Origin of the sequence: Streptococcus infantis, assembly GCF_047464155.1 — a bacterium.
Classification (GTDB): domain Bacteria; phylum Bacillota; class Bacilli; order Lactobacillales; family Streptococcaceae; genus Streptococcus; species Streptococcus infantis_U.
Window position 1 is genome coordinate 254,286 of sequence record NZ_JASHCL010000002.1, and the last position, 18,702, is coordinate 272,987.

Annotated in this window: 22 protein-coding genes; 2 read left to right on the plus strand and 20 right to left on the minus strand. The window is 41.8% G+C overall.

All coding sequences use genetic code 11. From position 1 onward, the window contains the following. Positions 1 to 75: 75 nt before the first annotated feature. From QM810_RS05485 to QM810_RS05560, 16 genes are all read right to left on the minus strand, one after another. On the minus strand, positions 76 to 675 hold the full coding sequence (locus tag QM810_RS05485; RefSeq protein WP_414254110.1) for a response regulator transcription factor: 600 nt from the start codon (positions 673 to 675) through the stop codon (positions 76 to 78). Further along, positions 676 to 1,773: a sensor histidine kinase gene (locus QM810_RS05490; protein WP_414254111.1), complete on the minus strand. Its 1,098-nt coding sequence runs from the start codon at positions 1,771 to 1,773 to the stop codon at positions 676 to 678. Further along, complete coding sequence (locus QM810_RS05495) at positions 1,773 to 2,510, minus strand: ABC transporter permease (protein ID WP_414254112.1); 738 nt, start codon at positions 2,508 to 2,510, stop codon at positions 1,773 to 1,775. Before QM810_RS05495 ends, QM810_RS05490 begins: the two co-directional genes overlap by 1 nt. 1 nt (position 2,511) lies before the next feature. Next, entirely contained in the window at positions 2,512 to 3,396 is an 885-nt protein-coding gene (locus QM810_RS05500) for an ABC transporter ATP-binding protein (RefSeq protein WP_414254113.1), read from the minus strand. Further along, complete coding sequence (locus QM810_RS05505; RefSeq protein ID WP_414254114.1) at positions 3,383 to 3,577, minus strand: hypothetical protein; 195 nt, start codon at positions 3,575 to 3,577, stop codon at positions 3,383 to 3,385. Before QM810_RS05505 ends, QM810_RS05500 begins: the two co-directional genes overlap by 14 nt. Then, positions 3,574 to 3,765 carry a hypothetical protein gene (locus tag QM810_RS05510; RefSeq protein ID WP_004250552.1) on the minus strand — a complete coding sequence of 64 codons (192 nt, stop codon included), beginning with the start codon at positions 3,763 to 3,765 and terminating at the stop codon, positions 3,574 to 3,576. The genes QM810_RS05505 and QM810_RS05510 overlap by 4 nt, the downstream gene beginning before the upstream one ends. After that, positions 3,762 to 3,968 carry a hypothetical protein gene (locus tag QM810_RS05515; RefSeq protein ID WP_025170070.1) on the minus strand — a complete coding sequence of 69 codons (207 nt, stop codon included), beginning with the start codon at positions 3,966 to 3,968 and terminating at the stop codon, positions 3,762 to 3,764. Before QM810_RS05515 ends, QM810_RS05510 begins: the two co-directional genes overlap by 4 nt. 125 nt (positions 3,969 to 4,093) lie before the next feature. Continuing rightward, positions 4,094 to 5,761, minus strand: a complete 1,668-nt coding sequence (locus QM810_RS05520) for a DAK2 domain-containing protein (protein ID WP_414254115.1) — start codon at positions 5,759 to 5,761, stop codon at positions 4,094 to 4,096. Positions 5,762 to 5,763: 2 nt separating this feature from the next. Further along, positions 5,764 to 6,129 (minus strand): Asp23/Gls24 family envelope stress response protein, encoded by a 366-nt coding sequence (locus tag QM810_RS05525; protein ID WP_000216443.1) that lies wholly within the window; start codon positions 6,127 to 6,129, stop codon positions 5,764 to 5,766. Positions 6,130 to 6,281: 152 nt separating this feature from the next. Continuing rightward, positions 6,282 to 6,470 (minus strand): 50S ribosomal protein L28, encoded by a 189-nt coding sequence (gene rpmB / locus QM810_RS05530; protein WP_001140948.1) that lies wholly within the window; start codon positions 6,468 to 6,470, stop codon positions 6,282 to 6,284. A gap of 106 nt (positions 6,471 to 6,576) precedes the next feature. Continuing rightward, positions 6,577 to 7,251, minus strand: a complete 675-nt coding sequence (locus tag QM810_RS05535; RefSeq protein WP_414254116.1) for a LiaF transmembrane domain-containing protein — start codon at positions 7,249 to 7,251, stop codon at positions 6,577 to 6,579. A gap of 4 nt (positions 7,252 to 7,255) precedes the next feature. Continuing rightward, positions 7,256 to 7,702, minus strand: a complete 447-nt coding sequence (locus QM810_RS05540; protein ID WP_214262632.1) for a LytTR family DNA-binding domain-containing protein — start codon at positions 7,700 to 7,702, stop codon at positions 7,256 to 7,258. 118 nt (positions 7,703 to 7,820) lie between these two features. Then, on the minus strand, positions 7,821 to 8,324 hold the full coding sequence (locus QM810_RS05545) for a phosphatase PAP2 family protein (RefSeq protein ID WP_414254117.1): 504 nt from the start codon (positions 8,322 to 8,324) through the stop codon (positions 7,821 to 7,823). Between the two features lie 99 nt (positions 8,325 to 8,423). After that, on the minus strand, positions 8,424 to 10,184 hold the full coding sequence (locus QM810_RS05550) for an ABC transporter ATP-binding protein (RefSeq protein ID WP_414254118.1): 1,761 nt from the start codon (positions 10,182 to 10,184) through the stop codon (positions 8,424 to 8,426). Then, complete coding sequence (locus QM810_RS05555; RefSeq protein WP_414254119.1) at positions 10,174 to 11,943, minus strand: ABC transporter ATP-binding protein; 1,770 nt, start codon at positions 11,941 to 11,943, stop codon at positions 10,174 to 10,176. Before QM810_RS05555 ends, QM810_RS05550 begins: the two co-directional genes overlap by 11 nt. Next, positions 11,927 to 12,388 carry a MarR family winged helix-turn-helix transcriptional regulator gene (locus QM810_RS05560; protein WP_214262628.1) on the minus strand — a complete coding sequence of 154 codons (462 nt, stop codon included), beginning with the start codon at positions 12,386 to 12,388 and terminating at the stop codon, positions 11,927 to 11,929. Before QM810_RS05560 ends, QM810_RS05555 begins: the two co-directional genes overlap by 17 nt. A 208-nt stretch (positions 12,389 to 12,596) precedes the next feature. Between QM810_RS05560 and QM810_RS05565 the strand changes: the two genes are divergently transcribed. Continuing rightward, a complete protein-coding gene (locus QM810_RS05565; RefSeq protein WP_414254120.1) occupies positions 12,597 to 13,280 on the plus strand; it encodes a hypothetical protein in 684 nt (227 codons plus the stop codon). A gap of 44 nt (positions 13,281 to 13,324) precedes the next feature. Here QM810_RS05565 and QM810_RS05570 read toward each other — a convergent pair whose 3' ends face one another. Together QM810_RS05570 and QM810_RS05575 are read right to left on the minus strand one after the other, a co-directional pair. Then, positions 13,325 to 14,041, minus strand: coding sequence for a YebC/PmpR family DNA-binding transcriptional regulator (locus QM810_RS05570; protein WP_006146163.1), 717 nt, complete (start codon positions 14,039 to 14,041; stop codon positions 13,325 to 13,327). Positions 14,042 to 14,138: 97 nt separating this feature from the next. Beyond that, positions 14,139 to 15,509, minus strand: a complete 1,371-nt coding sequence (locus QM810_RS05575; RefSeq protein WP_414254121.1) for an MATE family efflux transporter — start codon at positions 15,507 to 15,509, stop codon at positions 14,139 to 14,141. A 108-nt stretch (positions 15,510 to 15,617) separates the two neighbouring features. Between QM810_RS05575 and QM810_RS05580 the strand changes: the two genes are divergently transcribed. Beyond that, positions 15,618 to 16,172, plus strand: coding sequence for a GNAT family N-acetyltransferase (locus tag QM810_RS05580; protein ID WP_414254122.1), 555 nt, complete (start codon positions 15,618 to 15,620; stop codon positions 16,170 to 16,172). Positions 16,173 to 16,216: 44 nt separating this feature from the next. Here QM810_RS05580 and recA read toward each other — a convergent pair whose 3' ends face one another. Both recA and QM810_RS05590 read right to left on the minus strand, forming a co-directional pair. Next, positions 16,217 to 17,365, minus strand: a complete 1,149-nt coding sequence (recA, locus tag QM810_RS05585) for a recombinase RecA (RefSeq protein ID WP_414254123.1) — start codon at positions 17,363 to 17,365, stop codon at positions 16,217 to 16,219. Between the two features lie 54 nt (positions 17,366 to 17,419). Beyond that, positions 17,420 to 18,676 (minus strand): competence/damage-inducible protein A, encoded by a 1,257-nt coding sequence (locus QM810_RS05590; protein ID WP_414254124.1) that lies wholly within the window; start codon positions 18,674 to 18,676, stop codon positions 17,420 to 17,422. Positions 18,677 to 18,702: the final 26 nt, after the last annotated feature.

The window sequence follows — 18,702 nt, forward strand, 5'->3', positions numbered from 1 at the left end:
CATTAATATACTCTGTGCGTAATAAGAAATAAATAAAAACCTCCTGATTTATTCAGGAGGTTTTTATTTTTTTCCTCACAACCAGCCTTCTTCTTCGGCGGTTTTGGCTGCTTCGGTTCGGTTGCTGGCGCCTAGTTTGGAGAGGATATTGGTCATGTAATTACGGACAGTCCCGTTTGAGAGGTAGAGCTTATCTGCAATTTCTTGGTTGGACAGGCCCTGGGCAACTCCATGTAGAACAGCGACTTCTTGCTCGGTCAAGGGATTGGGATGTGTCATCATGACTTCCATGAGCTCTGGAGAATATTCCTTGCGTCCCTCTAACACCGTATGCAGGGTTTGCATAAGCTCGGAGATGCTTCGCTCTTTCAAGACATAGGCGTCGACTCCTGCTTTGACCGCTCGTTCAAAATAGCCTGGACGTTTAAAGGTCGTAACGATAACCACCTTGGTTTCAGGCACTTCTTGTTTGATCCACTCGAGCGCTTCGAGTCCCGTCTTGACTGGCATTTCGACGTCAAGGATGGCAATGTCTACTGTTTCTTTCCCCAAAACCTCAATAGCCTCGGCTCCATTTTTCGCCTGCAAGACGGTCTCCACATCTGGTTGAAAGCTTAAGAGCTGGCACATGGCATCTCTAAGCATACTTTGGTCTTCTGCGATTAATACTTTCATCTACTTTCTCTCCTTATAAGGCAGATGCACGCGCACCTCTGTGGGATCTTTCAAACTGACCAGCTCTACTTGACCTGAGAAGGCTGCTGCACGGTCACGGACTGTATGAAGTTCATTCCCTTTTACATTTGCAAATCCTTTCCCGTCATCTCTAACTGTCAGGACCAATTCCTGATCTGTACGTTCCAGTTTTAGATAGGCTTTTTTAGCTCTGGCATGCTTGATGATATTGGTTGCAAGTTCTAACAAAATCATAGCAGCCGTCGACTCTACATCCTGGGTCAAACTAGCCTTGTCCAACTGATTGTCAACCTCAACCTCAATCCCAGCAATCTCCAGCATCTTTTTGACAGTTTCAAGTTCTGAAGCTAGGGTCCGTGATTTCAGATTTTCCACGATGGTTCGTACTTCATTCATAGAATCCTTGCTGATCTGGTGAATTTCTTTTAATTCCTTCTCCACCTGTGGATAGGCCTGCATCTGAAATAACTGCAAGGCTAAATCTGTCTTGACACTCAGCATAGCAAAGGTATGCCCCAGACTATCATGCAAATCCTGACCGATACGACTGCGTTCATTTTCAGCAAGCAATAAATTTATCTGAGCATTTTGCTTGGCCTGGGCTTCTTTCAAATCCTCGACAATGCGAATCCGAACCAAACCCAATGTCATCAAATCGACAAAAGTAAGAATCCCAAGCTCAAAGGCTACAGCCTCAGTTTCGACTGACTGAAACATCATGAGTTGTCCAACAACAAGAACTTGAGCAAGGAGAAAAGTCCAGACATGAAGAGAACGTAAGCTACGCACTCTAAAATGATAAATCAAGAGATTGGCAAGGAAAAAGAAGAACCAGACATAGTTGCCATAAATAAAGACGGTATTCCCAGCTACATAGGCTAGCATGATAATCCAAAAGAGCCAGGATAATCGCTGGCTCTTGGTTGTCAAAACGCCTAAGTAAGCCACCACAAATAGAATATCAACTAGTAAATGCCAGCTAGGAATTTCCCCAACTACTGCAGAGAGGATAGGGAAAACCATAAAAATCAAACTGGCCCAAAACATATAGTGTATGCTTTTCAGTCTTTCAAGCATTAAGCATTCTCCTTATGACCTTGAAGGTAAATAGTCAAACCAAATAAAACTGCTGAAAAAACAAGTAGATAAACTGTGGATGATAAATTGATGCCTCCCTCGTTTAAGAAGGTCTTGAGCAATTCCATCAACTGATAGGTTGGTAGACACTTCCCGATTGCTTGCATCCAGTCTGGAAATAAAGTGATGGGCATCCAGAGTCCGCCTAAAACAGCCAAGCCTAGATAGAGAAGATTGCCCACGACAGACATCAGCTGACTAGACGGTAAGAGTGTCAGGATCAAACCAAGCGCTACAAAGGCAACACTTCCTACTATCAGCAAGAGCGCAGCCCCGATCCAGCTTCCTAGAGGCATATCCACACCCCTGACCAAGTGCCCGACTGAGAAAACAACCAGAATTGAAACCAAATAATCAACTATCATACTTGTTATCTTTGATAGATAATATTCTACCATATTTACTGGAGTATGGCGTAATGTTTTCTGCCAGTTGTTGATTTTATCGGTATGTAAAACAGCTGGGAATGAAAACATAGCTGTCGACATCATGGAAAAGGCCGTCATAGAGATAAGGTAGTCGCGCATAAAATTAGCTGGCCCATCTGGTGTATCCTGGTACATGCCTGAAAAGAATAAATAGAAGGCTGTCGGCATCCCTACGGATAATAGATAATAGACTAATTGTCGTTTGGTCAATAGAAATTCTATCTTGTTTAGTGCGATCCATCGTTTCATCTTAGTCATCTCCCTTTTGTGTTTCTTCAAAGATTGTATCTAGCAAGCTACGGTTATTGACTTCAATTTCTTGTATCCTACAGCCTGCTTTCACTAACAGTTGCCAGAAAGCATCTGCTTCACGTGTGACTACTTGCAGGGCATCTTGTTTTTGTGACCAGTTTTCAACCAAGTTAGACTGCTCAACGACTTCCTTGTAAGCCAGAGGTAGGATGAAGTGCTTTTCAATCTCTTCACTACGCATGGCTAGAGGTGTCGTATCACGGATCAACTCTCCCTTATTTAAGACCAAAATCCGGTCTGCTGTATGCTCTACTTCCTCAATATAATGAGACGAATAGAGAATGGTTACCCCCTGCGCTTTTAAGTCTTGGACAATTTCCCAAAAACGTTGACGGGTAGAGGTATCCATGGCAGCGGTTGGTTCATCTAAAAAGACAAGCTTTGGTCGCCCAATCAAGGTCAAGACAAAAGAGAAGAGACGCTTTTGCCCACCTGACAATTTTTCTGCCAATTGTTCTTTTTGTTGCTTGTCAAACTGCAATAGTTGATCAATCTCCTGGTTGCTCAAGGGATTTGGGTAAATGCTTTGAAAGAAAGCAAGCAACTCTTTGACCTTTAATTTCTGAACGATAACATTTTCTTGAGGCAGGTAGCCTCTAATATAGTCTAACTGAGAGCTCGTCACTGGCAAGCCTTGGATGGATACTTGACCGCTGGTGATCAGTTTATCTCCAAGCAAACAATCCAAGAGTGTTGTCTTACCGGCACCATTTGGCCCAATCAAGGCGACACATTCGCCTTCTGCTACCTCAAAGGAAATATCCTTCAAAATAGCCTTGCCCTTGATGTTTTTATTTAGGCTTTCTACCTTAATCATGTTCATGATATTCTCCTTTCAGCCACTCCTTTCCCATCGGAAAGGCGATAAAAATCATAAAGCCTAGACCCCAGGCACCGCGAATGACTTGGTGAAGGAAGGCTTGGTCAAACCAACCTGTAAACATTTCGACCAACCATACTACTAGTGATAGTGCAATAAAAATATAGAGAATCGCTTTTTTCATTTTTCAAACTCCTTTTTCACATCTGAGACCAATTTTAAACCTTCTCGGATCAACCAAGACATCATACCAAATCCTGCAAATAACTCCCAAGGAAAATGATAGAAGCCTTCGTCCAATCCTGAAAACATGAGATAAGTCATGACTCCTGCTGCTACTAAACTCATTGCGATAATTACTTTATGTTTCATTTTTCAAACTCCTTTTTCACATCTGAGACCAATTTCAAACCTTCTCGGATCAACCAAGACATCATGCCAAATCCTGCAAATAGCTCCCAAGGAAAATGATAGAAGCCTTCATCCAATCCTGAAAACATGAGATAAGTCATGACTCCTGCTGCTACTAAACTCATTGCGACAATTACTTTATGTTTCATTTTTTCTTCCTCCATTTGATACATCTATTATAATTCTTTGAAGGTTGTGTCACTAGAAGCTTCTGTCATGAGGAAATATGACAAATGTCACAAAAAAAGAAAGTTGATTTCTCAACTTTCTTTTTTCTATTATTTAATCTTTATTCCACACTGAAAAGATATGGATAAACCGGTTGTTGACCTTGGTGGATTTCTACTTCGACATCTTCGAATTCTTCTGCGATTTCTTGAGCAATTTGGTTAGCCAATTCTTCGCTTCCGTCTTCTCCGACATAGAAGGTTACGATTTCACTGTCTTCATCTAGCATGTGTTTCAAAGTTTCAGTCAAGGTTTGGTGCATGTCAGGGTTTGATACGAGAATCTTACCATCCACCATACCAAGATTGTCATTTTCATGGATTTCCAAACCATCGATAGTTGTATCACGAACGGCTGTTGTTACACTACCACTGATAACATCGCCAAGGGCTGCAGTCATGCGTTCTTGGTTTTCTTCGATTGATTTGCTTGGGTCAAAGGCAAGAAGACTAGTCAATCCTTGAGGAATTGTACGAGCTTCTACCACAACAGCTGGTTGTTCCAATACTTCAGCTGCAGATTGAGCTGCCATGAAGATATTTTTGTTGTTTGGCAAGAAGATGATGTTGCGAGCATTGACTTTCTCAACAGCCTTGACAAAATCTTCTGTAGAAGGGTTCATGGTTTGTCCACCTTCGATGACATAGTCCACACCTTGGGCACGGAAGATGTCTGCCAAGCCTTGTCCAGCTACTACTGCGATAAGAGCATATTCTTTTTCTTCAGCTGGCTTGCTGACTTGAGCTTCTTCTTTTTCTACTTGCGCTTCGTGTTGGTTACGCATGTTATCGACTTTAACCTTGACCAAGCTACCGTATTTTAGACCTTCTTGCAAGACAAGTCCTGGATCTTCTGTATGGACGTGAACTTTAACGATTTCATCGTCATTGACAACAAGTAGAGAATCTCCAAGATCGTTCAAGTAGTTACGGAATTCTTCGTAGTCAAACTCTTTAGCATAAGTCGGACCTTGTTTGAGGGCAACCATGATTTCAGTACAGTAACCAAAGGTAATATCTTCAGTTGCTACATGTCCAGCTACAGATTTGTGGTGTTCTGCATTGATCATCTCACCCATGTTGGCCGGAGTCGCTACAAAGTCTTCAGACGCACTGTATTCACCAGTAAGAGCTGAAAGGAATCCTTCATAGATGAAGACCAAACCTTGACCACCTGAGTCCACAACTCCAACTTCCTTCAATACAGGAAGCATTTCTGGAGTTTTAGCAAGGGCTGCTTTAGCTCCTTCCAAGGCTGCACGCATAACTTCAACTGCATCATCTGTCTGTTCTGCTTTTTTCTTAGCACCGATGGCAGCACCACGTGATACGGTCAAGATAGTTCCTTCAACTGGCTTCATAACAGCCTTGTAGGCTACTTCAACACCTGATTGGAAGGCAAGGGCTAGGTCTTTCCCTGTTAACTCTTCTTTTGTCTTGATGGCTTGTGAGAATCCACGGAAAAGCTGAGAAGTGATAACTCCTGAGTTTCCACGCGCACCCATCAAAAGACCTTTAGCCAAGATACTTGCAGCCTCACCAACAGTTGAAGCTGGTTTGTCTGCGACTTCCTTAGCACCATTTTCAATGGTCATTCCCATGTTTGTTCCTGTATCTCCATCTGGAACTGGGAAGACGTTCAATGAATTGACATATTCGGCTTGCTTGTTCAAACGAGTTGAAGCAGCCTGTACCATTTCTTGAAATAAGCTTGTAGTAATATTTGACACGATTATTCTCCTACAACTTTGATATTTTGAATGTAGACATTCACAGTTTGAGCAGTGATTCCAAGTTGATTTTCCAAACTAAAACGTACACGCTCTTGGATGTTTTTTGAAACTTCACTGATTTTTGTACCGTAGCTCAATACAGTATATACATCAACTGCAATACTACCGTCTTCAGCTGCTTTAACGACTACACCTTTTGAATAATTTTCCTTACCAAGAAGGGCTTGGAAATTATCTTTGAGGGCATTTTTACTAGCCATACCGACTACACCAAAAATTTCAGTTGCTGCTCCGCCTACAACAGTAGCGATCACATCATCTGTCAGTTCGACTTGACCATCTTTTGTATTAATTTTTACAGTCATTTTTTTTACCTCAAATAGTTGATACTCTATTTTATCATATTTCAGCCCAACTGTAAAAGCAGAATGATGTATCATCGGATATTTGCTTGATTTTTCAAATGATTTCAGCTTTCGAGCAAAAGAAAAAGACCCTGTAGGTCTTTTCATGTTTATTAAACGCGTTCTACTTTTCCTGATTTCAAAGCACGAGCTGAAGCCCAAACTTTTTTAGGTTTACCATCGATAAGAACAGTAACTTTTTGAAGGTTTGGTTTTACGGCACGTTTAGTTTGGTTCATCGCGTGTGAACGGTTGTTTCCTGATACAGTCTTACGACCTGTAAAGTAACATACTTTAGCCATTGTGTTTTCCTCCTATTAGATCTAATATAGCGGATGTGCTAGCACCACATACCGTACTATGTTATCACACTTTCTTATTTTTGGCAAGGGAATTGGAAGACTTTTTTTATTTGACGTAGACGACACCAAGTTTCCCGAAAGCTACGTCTCCACGGATAATCAAGGTTTTGCTGGTTGGGGCTACAGGAGCATCTGCCTTGGCTGCACCACAGAAAGTTTCCACCTTAAGATCTACTCTCCAGTGTTGGGGAACATAGACAACTGCATTCCCAAATCCGACTTCTATCTTCAAGGTTGCGCTATCACCTAACATCTCTGCATTGTCATAATAAATCTTGGCATTCCCGAAACCGACTTCAAACTCGTCTTCTACCAAATCTTGGTTCTGCTTGTAAAAAGTTCCGCTACCAAAGGCTACTTCCTTTTCTGTAAGAATGGTCTTTTCACCGTCATACCACCATTTTTTCCCATTCCAAGTCCGGTTAGTATGAGTCAACATACTTACTCCAAGCACGATTAGAACTCCTGCCCAGAACAGTGATTGATTGGGGATTGGTAAAATGTCATAAAAATGATTGGCAATCAATAGGGCCACTAGGGCTGTAAAAGAGGCTGAAGTGAAGTGGCGACGAAGCAAAGCTCCAACTGATTGATAGGCAAAAAATCCAATACCAATCAAGGGCCAAATCTGCCCTCCAAATGAAGGGATTCCAAAATTCCCCTGTAACAATACTAAAGCTGCCAATACTAGCAACACAATACCAAATGCTTTCTTTTTCATCTTCTTACCTCATGTTTCTTAGATTTTCTTTTAGGAGGGATTGGTAATGCCGTGACACGTGCACCTCCTTGTGGGTCTGATAAAAGGAAATAGTTCCTGTACCTGAGAAGGACTTGTCCACCGAGTAGACCTGCCGAAGATTGGCAATGGTCGACTTGGATACCCGACTGAAATAGCGAGGCAGGATGGACTCTAACTCATAAAGCTTGAGTCGAACCTCGTAGGCATCTTTCTGGGTATGGGCGTAAATCTTGCTACCTTCTGTCTCAAAAAAGAGAATTTCTGACAAGTCCAAATAGTACTCACCCGTCCCCTTATAAAAAATCAACCTAGGAGCCTTGGTTTCTTGCAAGAGTCGTTGCAAGTCAGCTATTTCATCTGTCAGGGCTGCAGCCTTGATGACAATCTCTGTCTCAGTTAATTCACTATCAATCTCGATTCGTAACTTCATCCTATCTCCTTTCTGCATCTACTATACCAAAGCCCATAAGACTTTACAAGGGCAAAAAAGCAAGTGGTCATTTTTGACCCGTAAGTGGTTACGAGGCCAAACCCACTTGCTTTGATTTTTACAACATAAAGAAAAGAATTCCCCAGAGGAGTCCACAGGCATAGCCTACTAGAACATCCTTGGGATAATGAACGCCACCCAAGACTCGGACCAGACCGAGAAGAGCTGACAAGACCAACAAAATCAACCCCGCAGACAAATTTGCGTGCAGACAAGCCATGGAAATGATAGCCGCTGAAAAGACATGGCGGCTGGGCATTGAATTGCCAGAACTGTCCTTGTCCAGTAGCGGGATAATTTCCCAAGCTTCATAAGGACGGGGTTGATTGATCCACTTACGAACTAGCGTCAATAGGACAAAGCCAGAAGCTGGCACCAAGATATAGGTGGCAAATTCTTTCCCCAATCCCTTGCTCATAAAACTTGTCCCCAACAGGGTCAAGTATGCCAAGGGCATCAGGACTGTCATCATGCGATTAAAGACTCGCATCAGTTGCAAAAGCTGTGGATGTCTAAGGAGATTTGATTTCCTTTTATCATACCACTCTTGATAGTTTTTCATATATTTTCTCGTTATTTTTAGATTTTACACAAGAAGCCTACTAGCTTCTCCTACTCTAGTATAGTGCAGAAAAAGAAGGCCGTCAAGCCTTCTTTGGTTTTATTCTTCTACTTCATCTTCTGTAAATTGACTATTGTAGAGGTCAGCATAGAAACCACCCTGAGCCATAAGTTCCTCATGATTGCCTTGCTCGATGATATTTCCATCCTTCATAACCAAAATCAAATCGGCATTACGGATAGTTGACAAGCGATGGGCGATGACAAAGGAGGTGCGTCCCTCCATCAAACGGTCCATGGCTTTCTGAATCAACTCCTCTGTACGTGTGTCGACTGAAGATGTCGCTTCATCAAGAATCAAGAGCGGTGCATCTTTGAGAAGGGCACGAGCAATGGTTAAGAGCTGTTTCTGTCCGACTGACAAGGTCACTGTATCATCTAAAACAGTATCGTAGCCATCTGGTAGAGTCATGATAAAGTGGTGGATTCCTACTGCTTTTGCTGCTTCAATCATTCGTTCATCACTAATCCCTGTTTGGTTGTAGATGAGATTATCACGAATGGTTCCTTCAAAGAGCCAAGTATCCTGCAAGACCATTGAAAAGGCATCGTGCACTTCTGAACGTTTCATCTTCTTGGTATCCACACCATCAATGCGAATGCTTCCTTTATCAATCTCATAAAATTTCATCAAAAGATTAACAATAGTCGTCTTCCCAGCTCCGGTTGGTCCAACAATGGCAATCTTTTGCCCTGCATGAGCTGTCGCAGAAAAGTCATGAATGATGGTTCGCTCAGGTGTGTAACCAAAGGAAACTTGATCAAAAACTACTTCACCTTTCGTATCAATCAATTGTGTTTCCTTATGAGATTCATCTTCCATCTCAGCTTCTCCTAGAAACTCAAATACACGAGTCATAGCTGCACTGGCTTGTTGCAAGCTGGTAATCCCTTGGGCAATTTGTGATAAGGGTTGAGAGAAGGTACGAACATAAACCATGAAGGCTACGATGATACCAATACTGATATGTCCTTCAAGAGCTAGGACTGCACCGACGATGATTACCAAAACATAGCTAAAGTTCCCAACAAAGATCATTGCTGGCATCATGATTCCAGAAATAAATTGAGATTTCCAAATACTATCATGTAGGTCTTGATTCAATCCTGCGAATGTTTCTTTAGTAGTATCCACAGCGTTATAGCTGGTCACAACATTGTGGCCTGAGTACATTTCTTCCACATAACCATTGACAGCTGCTAGATTGTTTTGTTGAGCTTTAAAATAACCTTGTGACTTAGCCATAATGACTGAGACAGCAGCAAAACCTACAAGTGTTGAAACAACTGTTACCAATGCCAAAATCCAGTTCATGCCAAACATGGTAATCAAAACAGCAATCAGTAGAAAGCTAGCTGATAGAACTGTTCCCAGACTTTGGTTGAGGGACTGAGCTGCCGTATCGACGTCATTGGTTACACGAGAGAGAGTATCTCCTTGAGAATGACGGTCAAAATAAGCAAGTGGCAGACGGTTAATTTTTTCAGCGATAGCTGTCCGCAAGCGTTTTGAAAAATGTTGGATACTCGTTGAAAAGATATAGGCTTGAGTATAGTTGAGAATGGCACCAAGCACATACAAAACAGCCAAAAAGCTGGCGATGCTAGACACAGCTACCAAATCGATTTCTGTAGCCAAACCATCTGAAATCAAGTTGGTGATTTCCTTAATCTTAGTTGGTCCATAAACAGTGATAATACTTGAACATACAGCAGCCACAACTGCAACTAGTAGAGGAAGTTGGAGACCTGCTAGAAAAGGTTTATATTGTTTCCAAAAGGACATCTTCTTATTTTCCATGTTCCAATTCCTCCTTCGATAGTTGTGAATAGGCAATTTCTTGGTAAACTTCATTAGTAGCAAGAAGTTCTTTGTGGGTGCCTTGCCCCACGACTTTACCCTGATCTAAGACTAAGATCAAGTCAGCATCCATGATGGTTGAAATACGTTGGGCAACGATCAACTTGGTCATAGATTGCGTTTTTTCAGCTAGTTCTTGGCGTAAGATACGGTCAGTCTTGTAGTCCAAGGCCGAGAATGAATCATCAAAAATGAGAATTTCTGGTTTACGAGCCAAGGCACGCGCAATAGCCAAACGTTGTCTTTGACCTCCTGAGAAGTTAGTCCCACCTTGAGCCACTTCTGAAGCTAGACCTGCTTCCTTATCTTCGATAAAGTTTTTAGACTGGGCCAACTCAAGAGCTTGCCACATAGCAGTCTCGCTTAGCGGAGTTTCCGGACTCTTACCAAAGTCTAGATTCCCCTTGACATCTCCTGAGAAGAGAACAGCTTTTTGTGGGATATAGCCGACTTTATTCCGTAAATCTTCCAAGTCATAGTTCTGTACATTGACACCGTCTACTAGGATTTCCCCATCTGATACATCATAAAAACGAGGCAAGAGGTTCACAAGCGTAGATTTACCAGAACCAGTTGAACCGATAAAGGCAATGGTTTGTCCTGCTTCTGCCTTGAAGCTGACATGTTCTACAACTGCTTCTGAGTTTTTAGAATAGCGGAAGGTTACGTCACGATATTCCACTTGACCTTGAATAGATGAATCTGCCGTCTGTGGTTGACTAGGATTTTCAATAGAAGAATACAAGTCTAGCACTTGATTGATACGTCCTGCAGAAACCAAGGTACGAGGAAGGACGATAAAGAGAGCACCCATAAGCAAGAATCCCATCACGACCTGCATGGCATAAGACATGAAGACCACCATATCACTAAAGAGTGGTAGACGGTCTGTCAGGCTAGCATCATTGATGATATAGGCACCAATCCAGTAAATAGCTAGACTCAAGCCACTCGAAATCGCCATCATAATGGGATTCATAATAGCCATCAATCGGTTGACAAAGAGATTGAGACGAGTGACTTCATCGTTGGCTGCTTCGAATTTTTTATCTTGATAATCTTCAGCATTGTAAGCACGAACCACTCGAATCCCTGTCAAGCTTTCACGAGTAATACTATTGAGTTTATCTGTCAATTTCTGGATGACAGATTGTTTTGGAAAGGCCAGAGTCATGAGAACTGTTGTCATCAGAACATTGACGATAACAGCCACCACTACTGCCCAGAGCCAGTATTCAGATTTGCCAAGGATTTTTCCAATGGCCCAGATAGCCATAATAGGCCCACGAGTGACTACCTGGAGCCCCATAGTAAAGAGCATTTGAATCTGCGTGATATCATTAGTCGTCCGAGTCAAGAGACTTGGGATTGAAAAACGTTTAATCTCTGTCTGCGAGAAATCTAGAACACGATGAAAAATATCGCTTCGTAAATGAGTTGTGTAAGACGCTGCAACGCGAGCAGCAAAAAATCCAACAGTAACGGATGACAGAAAAGCAAGTAGAGACAAGCCTATCATCTTAATGGCTGGTGACCAAAGTGCACCCATATCCGTACCTGGAGTTCCAATCAATTCTGTAATTTCTGAAATGTAAGTCGGTACTTCTAACTCTAGATAGACCGAAAAACAGGTAAAGAGGACAGTCAAGAGAATCATTCCCCACTCTTTTCCTGTGATACGCTTAGCGAGTTTTTTCATCTTCCCCTCCTATTTTTTCTACATTGGCTTGTAATTGAGCCATGACTTCCTCAAAAATAGCTAGTTTTTCTTCAGATACTCCATCGAGTAAACTGCGGTCAATTCGTTCAAAGAAAGACTTGACCTGCTTCATTTGAGAGCGAGATTTTTCAGTCAAATGAACAAATTTTGCCCGTTTATCACTTGGACTCGCCTCCAACTCCACCAAACCATTTTGCACCATGCGCTTCACTAAATTGCTGGCAACTGACTTGGTGACATTGAGTTCTTGTTCAATATCCTTGATAAGCGTCAATTCTTGATCCTGCTCACGACGATCTAAAAAACGAAGAACCTGACCTTGCGGTCCACCCATGACTTCAATACCACAACGTTTGGCTTCTTTTTTTACCATCAGGTGAAGTTGATGGCCGAAACGTTTAAAGACCAACATCGGTTTATCCATGATTTCCCCCTTCTAAACAAAATAGTTCCCACGAGAACCAATTGGTTTTCATGAGAACTATTTTATCACTTTCAAATAGGATGTCAAGAAAAAAAGTTCCCAGGAGAACTATTTTATTTAAAATTGACATTAGGGCTTATTTTATCTATAATAAACACTATCTTACACAGATAAGATTCAAGCCTGACTAGAAATGAGAAACTTACAAATGAAACAAAAAGAAGAGAAAATCTTAGGAATCATAGCCATCATCTTGGGGATGCTCGCGCTTCTTGATTCCTGGTTGCCAACCATTAGCGTACTAGCCTTTTTCTTTGCCATTATCGCTATAGTCCTAGGAGTTTTTGGTATCGGCCGTAATCTCAAAAATCGTAAAATATTGGCTATTATCGGAACGAGCCTAGGTATTCTATCTATTTTCCTTGTCTTAATGACGCAAGTATTACCTTCTGGTGTTTTTACTGACTTGGCTAAAAACTTTCGTCACCCCTACAGAAGTCTAACCTCTTTAACAGAAGATGAGGAATTTGGAAAATTGCCAGATTATAGATCAGATGAGGATAATGATCAAGAGGATACGGAAGATACCGATTCCTTCGCTTGGACCCAGGAGCAATTCGATGCTTTGATCGAAGGTGACACCTCGAATCGAGGAAAAGGCGGCTCCAACTACAAAGATATCATCAGCAAGCATGGACAGCCAGATTCTGAAATTGAGTCAACTTCAGGCGACTATGAGATTAAAAAAATCTCCTATGTCTCACTCGGTTCTAATACTAAGACAGTTGTACTGACTTTCGTAAAACAGGAAAACGGACAATTTCTTCTCATCCGTAAATTTGCCCTAGGATTAGACAGAACAGCGCAAACTGATGATGGAGTGAAAGTCTAATATAACTAAAAAGCGAACAGGCTTGATAGCTGTTCGCTTTTCTGTTAGAATCCATCTACATTGGTATAGATCTTTTGTACGTCTTCGTCGTCTTCAAGTACGCTGTATAGTTTTTCGAATGTTTCCAAATCTTCACCTGACAACTCAACTTCTGATTGAGGAATCATCTCAAGTTCTGTCACTTGGAATTCTTCGATACCAGATTCACGCAAAGCCACAATAGCCTTGTGAAGGTCAGTTGGAGCTGTATAAACAGTGATTGTTCCTTCTTCTGCTTCTACATCATCTACATCGACATCTGCTTCAAGCAAGAGTTCAAAGATAGCATCAGCATCATCACCTGCAAAGACGATAACACCTTTGTTGTCAAAGAGGTAAGATACAGAACCTGAAGCCCCCATGTTTCCACCGTTTTTACCAAAAGCAGCACGGACATTGGCAGCTGTACGGTTAACGTTTGAAGTCAAGGTATCCACGATAAGCATAGAACCATTTGGCCCGAACCCTTCGTAACGACCTTCTGTAAAGGTTTCGTCTGTGTTTCCTTTTGCTTTATCGATAGCCTTATCAATCACGTGTTTTGGCACTTGCGCTTGTTTAGCACGATCGATAACAAATTTCAAAGCAGTGTTTAGTTCTGGATCTGGTTCACCTTTTTTAGCTGCCACATAGATTTCTACACCAAATTTTGCATATACTTTAGAGTTAGCTCCATCTTTAGCCGTTTTCTTAGCTACGATATTGGCCCATTTACGTCCCATTTGGAATCTCCTTTTTTCACATTTTAATCTTTCTTATTATAACACAAGTCTATCCGATTTTCACTAGAGGAAATGGATTTTTCTTTTATAAATGAAGCTAGGATTGCCCGCTAACAGCCAATATTTTCTTGCCTTCTTTTATCCAAGGGTGCTGGGAAAGCGAAATATAAAGCTGGGCAGTCATAACAAGCCAAAGTAGCGGTTCACATAGAATCACACCTGTATAACCTGCCCAAGGAATAATCCAAGCGACGAAAACAATTTTCCCGATAAACTCGATAAAGCTTGATACAAGTGGCAAGAATTTTTGACCGAGACCCTGCAAGCTATTTCTATAAATCAATAAAAGACTCAAAAACGGATAGAATACTGAACTGATACGTAGATACAAAGCCCCATTTTCAATCAAGTAAGCGTCTGTCGAACTTGCTAGGAAAGAAACTAGGCTAGGACTTGCAAAAAATAGGAACACACAAGCAAAGGTCGCCCAAGACATACTCAAATAACTCCCTATACGAAGACCTTGAACGATACGTTCGGGACGTTTCGCTCCAAAGTTTTGAGAGATAAAAGTCGTCATCGAAGCCGAAATAGCTGTCATTGGCAATAAGGCAAAGGCCATGATTCTACGCGCTGCCGTTTGGGCGCTGATAATCACTGCTCCAAAGCCATTAACAGAGGATTGCAGGATGACGCTTCCGATAGAGACAATTGACCCCATCAAGCCCATGGCTAGACCTTGTTCCAAGAGATCCACATAAAGATCCTTATTCCATTTGAAATGTTTGAGACCTGGAAGAAGTTCTGGTACACTCTTGCGAATATAGAAATAGCAGAGAATTGCGGACAAACCTTGCGAGATGATGGTTGCGAGACCTGCAGACTGAACCCCTAACTGCAATTGTGTAATAAAATACAAATCCAGGATGACATTAATAATGGCTGAAAAGATAAGAAAAGCAAGCGCCGCAAGACTGTCACCAATCGATCGTAACAATCCTGCAAAGAGATTATAGGCAAAGCTAACTCCCACGCAACTAACAATCATGGAGATGTATTCATAGGATTGGGGGAGGATTTCTGCAGGTGTTTCGAGATATTGTAGGAGTGGATAAAGACCGAAGAATCCCATCAACATGACAAGACCACTCAGGATAGCACCCAAAATCCAAGTTGCCGCTACAGCTTCTTTAATTTTAGCAAAATTACGAGCACCGTAAAGACGGGCAATAACGACTCCCATCCCATTTCCGACTCCGAGGGCAAATCCAATAATCAAATCAAAAATGGCTGTCGTAGCTCCGACTGCCGCCAAGGAATTTTGTCCTAAAAAACGCCCAACAATCAAAATATCAGCTGTATTGTAGAGTTGCTGAAAGATGTTGGACAATAGAATCGGCAAAGCAAAACTAATCAGTGAAGGAAGGATTGGACCATGAATCAAGTCCACCGTTGACTTTTTTTTCATAAGGCTATTATATCAGCTTTCTAGTAGAGGAACAAGGGAGTTTCCTTAAGAAAGCGTTGCCTAGATACAAACAATTTGGTATAATCGTGACAGAAAAGGAGGTTAGGTATGACCTTAACCAGCCAGTTAATTACAGATGCATTTCCAGATCTTGAAAAAGTTGACCAATTAAACAAAGAAGCCTTTCCTGAAGAGGAACGCGTCTCTTTGGAAGAATTTTTAAGTTACCAGGATAGAGATGATGCCCACTTTTTCGCCTTTTATAACGAAGAAGAATTTGTTGGATTTGCTTTTGCTATCGCTAACCAAAAAGCATTCTACATCAGCTTTTTTGCTATTATGCCCCATCTCCGCAGCCATGGCTACGGGAGAGAAATCATTGAAAAACTCATTGATTTTTACCAGCGTACCATGATTCTTGAAGTGGAGCGATTAGACGAAGACTGTGACAATCTCGAACAACGAAAGTCCCGCATGGACTTTTACTTACAAAATGGCTTTAAAACTGCCAACGCCTTCTTGGAATACGAGGGAATGAGTTTTGAAATTCTCTATCGTGGCGACCACTTTGATGAAGAGGCCTATCGGAACATCTTTCAAAAATTGCAAGAAGAGAACTACTTCGACTTTCGTATCGAATACCGACGCTTTAGTGACCACTAGTCATCATGAAACAAAAAGTAGCAGTAAAACTGCTACTTTTCTTTTTATTCTTCAATTTCGATTTCAAGAGCGTCGCCCAAATCAAGTGTTACTTCTTGGTTAGAATCTGCATCAGCTGCTGCACTTGCTTTAGAACCTTCTTCCTCTTCGATCAAACCATATTGAACACGAACTTGGTGGTCAATTTCATCAAAGATTTCTGGGTGATCTGCCAAGTATTTCTTAGCATTTTCAGAACCTTGTCCAATTTTTTCACCCTTGTATGAGTACCAAGCACCTGCTTTTTGGATGATATCCAAATCACTAGCAATCTTCAAGAGTTCACCAGTTCTAGAAATACCTTCTCCGTACATGATTTCAACAAAAGCTTCTTTGAACGGTGGAGCAACCTTGTTTTTCACAACTTTAATCTTCGTTTCTTTGCCGACGTTAGTATCTTTTTGGTCGCCAGTTCCCTTGATTTGTGTGCTTCCACGAACGTCTAAACGAACTGAAGCATAGAATTTAAGGGCACGTCCACCAGGAGTTGTTTCTGGATTACCAAACATAACTCCAACTTTTTCACGCAACTGGTTGATGAAGATCGCAATTGTTTTTGTCTTATTGATAGAAGCTCCGAGTTTACGCATAGCCTGGCTCATCATACGAGCTTGAAGACCAACGTGGCTATCTCCGATATCCCCATCGATTTCTGCACGAGGTACAAGAGCTGCAACAGAGTCGATTACCACAAGGTCAACTGCACCTGAGTCAATCAATTTTCCTGCAATTTCAAGACCTTGCTCCCCTGAGTCTGGTTGTGACAAGAGCAATTCGTCAATGTTCACTCCAAGTGCCGCTGCATAAGCTGGATCAAGAGCATGCTCCGCATCGATAAAGGCGGCAATTCCACCTTCTTTTTGGGCTTGCGCTACAGCATGAAGAGCTACTGTTGTCTTACCTGATGATTCTGGACCGTAGATTTCAATGATACGTCCCTTAGGATAACCACCTGAACCAAGTGCAATATCAAGGGCCAAAGAGCCTGAACTCATCACTTGTACTTTTTGCTCTGCGCGTTCACCCAAGCGCATGATTGAACCCTTACCAAAGTCTTTTTCAATCAATTTAAGCGCATCATTCAAAGCTTTTTCACGGTCAGCTCCAAATTTTTTCCCAATTTCATCTAATTTTTTTGTTGGTTTTTTCGCCATTTTGTTCTCCTATATTTTAATGATTCTAAGAACCTTCTTCTATTATATCAAAAGTCAGTCACTTAATAAAGCTTTGCGAACTAAGTTGAAAGCATGCATAACCGCAATTTTACGAACATCTGCTCGACTCCGTCCTGCAATATTAGCTTGGATAACTTCTGTCCCCGAAGCTTGCGCCAAAGCGATAAAGACTGTACCTGCTGGATGGCCTTCTAAACTATCCGGACCAGCCACTCCTGTCAAGCTAACCCCAAAGTCTGATTGAGTTTTAAGTCGTGCCTGCTCTGCCATTTTTTCCGCCGTAAAGGCTGAAACAACTCCGTGTTTTTCCAACTCTTCTCGAGGAATATCTAACATCTTAGCCTTTTCTTCTAGACTATAAGTGACAAAACCACCTTTAAAGATAGCTGACACTCCCGAAAAGTCTGCCAAAGTTGCTTGGAAAAGCCCAGCTGTCAAACTTTCCGCAGCCGTTATGGTTTTATGCTGTTTTTTCAACTCCTCGACAACTACACTAGCTAGGCTCGCTTCCTCCCCATAGCCATAACAGATATTCTTTAAAGCAATCCCTTCAAAAGTCTGACGGGCAAGGATTTCTTTCTCCAGATTATCCAAAGCTGTTCTAGCCTCGCCCTCACTGCGAGCCTTTGTAGACAAGCGCAGAGTCACTTCTCCTGTTTTTGCATACGGTGCTATGGTTGGATCAGTCTGTTCTTCAATCAAATCTGACAAAATCGTCACTAACTGGCTCTCGCCAATGCCGAAGAAACGCAGCACGCGTGAGTATAGCTTAGCTCCAGTTGTCAATCTTGGAAGCAGTTCATTTAAAACCATGGGTTTTAGTTCACTTGGCGGACCTGGTAGGACAATATAAGTTACGCCAGCTACCTCAATCATTCCACCGACTGCTAGCCCCGTTTCATTGGGTAGTGGGATTGAACCCTGAACAATTTGAGCTTGGCGTTCATTATTTGGAGTTCGAGCATAGTCTGGGCGATGAGCAAAGAAATCATCTAATTTAGCCTGTGCTTGAGCATCAAAAGTCAAATCACGCCCTAGAAATTGTGCCAAGGTTTGTTTGGTCAGGTCATCCTCTGTTGGACCTAGTCCTCCCGTTAGAATAACTAAATCACTCCGTTTCTGAGCAATCTCCAACAAGGATAAGAGACGAGATTCATTATCTCCTACAGCCGTTTGGAAGTAGACATCAACACCGATTTCAGCCAACTTTTCAGACAAAAACTGAGCATTGGTATTGACGATTTGACCTGTTAGAATTTCTGTCCCAACAGCTATTATTTCCGCTTTCATTTTTTCCTCCTACCTATCTATTCGGA

Coding starts and splice junctions, on each gene's coding strand:
- QM810_RS05485 (WP_414254110.1), bottom strand. CDS start 675: ATGAAAGTATTAATCGCAGAAGACCAAAGTATGCTTAGAGATGCCATG.
- QM810_RS05490 (WP_414254111.1), bottom strand. CDS start 1,773: ATGCTTGAAAGACTGAAAAGCATACACTATATGTTTTGGGCCAGTTTG.
- QM810_RS05495 (WP_414254112.1), bottom strand. CDS start 2,510: ATGAAACGATGGATCGCACTAAACAAGATAGAATTTCTATTGACCAAA.
- QM810_RS05500 (WP_414254113.1), bottom strand. CDS start 3,396: ATGAACATGATTAAGGTAGAAAGCCTAAATAAAAACATCAAGGGCAAG.
- QM810_RS05505 (WP_414254114.1), bottom strand. CDS start 3,577: ATGAAAAAAGCGATTCTCTATATTTTTATTGCACTATCACTAGTAGTA.
- QM810_RS05510 (WP_004250552.1), bottom strand. CDS start 3,765: ATGAAACATAAAGTAATTATCGCAATGAGTTTAGTAGCAGCAGGAGTC.
- QM810_RS05515 (WP_025170070.1), bottom strand. CDS start 3,968: ATGGAGGAAGAAAAAATGAAACATAAAGTAATTGTCGCAATGAGTTTA.
- QM810_RS05525 (WP_000216443.1), bottom strand. CDS start 6,129: ATGACTGTAAAAATTAATACAAAAGATGGTCAAGTCGAACTGACAGAT.
- rpmB (WP_001140948.1), bottom strand. CDS start 6,470: ATGGCTAAAGTATGTTACTTTACAGGTCGTAAGACTGTATCAGGAAAC.
- QM810_RS05535 (WP_414254116.1), bottom strand. CDS start 7,251: ATGAAAAAGAAAGCATTTGGTATTGTGTTGCTAGTATTGGCAGCTTTA.
- QM810_RS05540 (WP_214262632.1), bottom strand. CDS start 7,702: ATGAAGTTACGAATCGAGATTGATAGTGAATTAACTGAGACAGAGATT.
- QM810_RS05545 (WP_414254117.1), bottom strand. CDS start 8,324: ATGAAAAACTATCAAGAGTGGTATGATAAAAGGAAATCAAATCTCCTT.
- QM810_RS05550 (WP_414254118.1), bottom strand. CDS start 10,184: ATGGAAAATAAGAAGATGTCCTTTTGGAAACAATATAAACCTTTTCTA.
- QM810_RS05555 (WP_414254119.1), bottom strand. CDS start 11,943: ATGAAAAAACTCGCTAAGCGTATCACAGGAAAAGAGTGGGGAATGATT.
- QM810_RS05560 (WP_214262628.1), bottom strand. CDS start 12,388: ATGGATAAACCGATGTTGGTCTTTAAACGTTTCGGCCATCAACTTCAC.
- QM810_RS05565 (WP_414254120.1), top strand. CDS start 12,597: ATGAAACAAAAAGAAGAGAAAATCTTAGGAATCATAGCCATCATCTTG.
- QM810_RS05570 (WP_006146163.1), bottom strand. CDS start 14,041: ATGGGACGTAAATGGGCCAATATCGTAGCTAAGAAAACGGCTAAAGAT.
- QM810_RS05575 (WP_414254121.1), bottom strand. CDS start 15,509: ATGAAAAAAAAGTCAACGGTGGACTTGATTCATGGTCCAATCCTTCCT.
- QM810_RS05580 (WP_414254122.1), top strand. CDS start 15,618: ATGACCTTAACCAGCCAGTTAATTACAGATGCATTTCCAGATCTTGAA.
- recA (WP_414254123.1), bottom strand. CDS start 17,365: ATGGCGAAAAAACCAACAAAAAAATTAGATGAAATTGGGAAAAAATTT.
- QM810_RS05590 (WP_414254124.1), bottom strand. CDS start 18,676: ATGAAAGCGGAAATAATAGCTGTTGGGACAGAAATTCTAACAGGTCAA.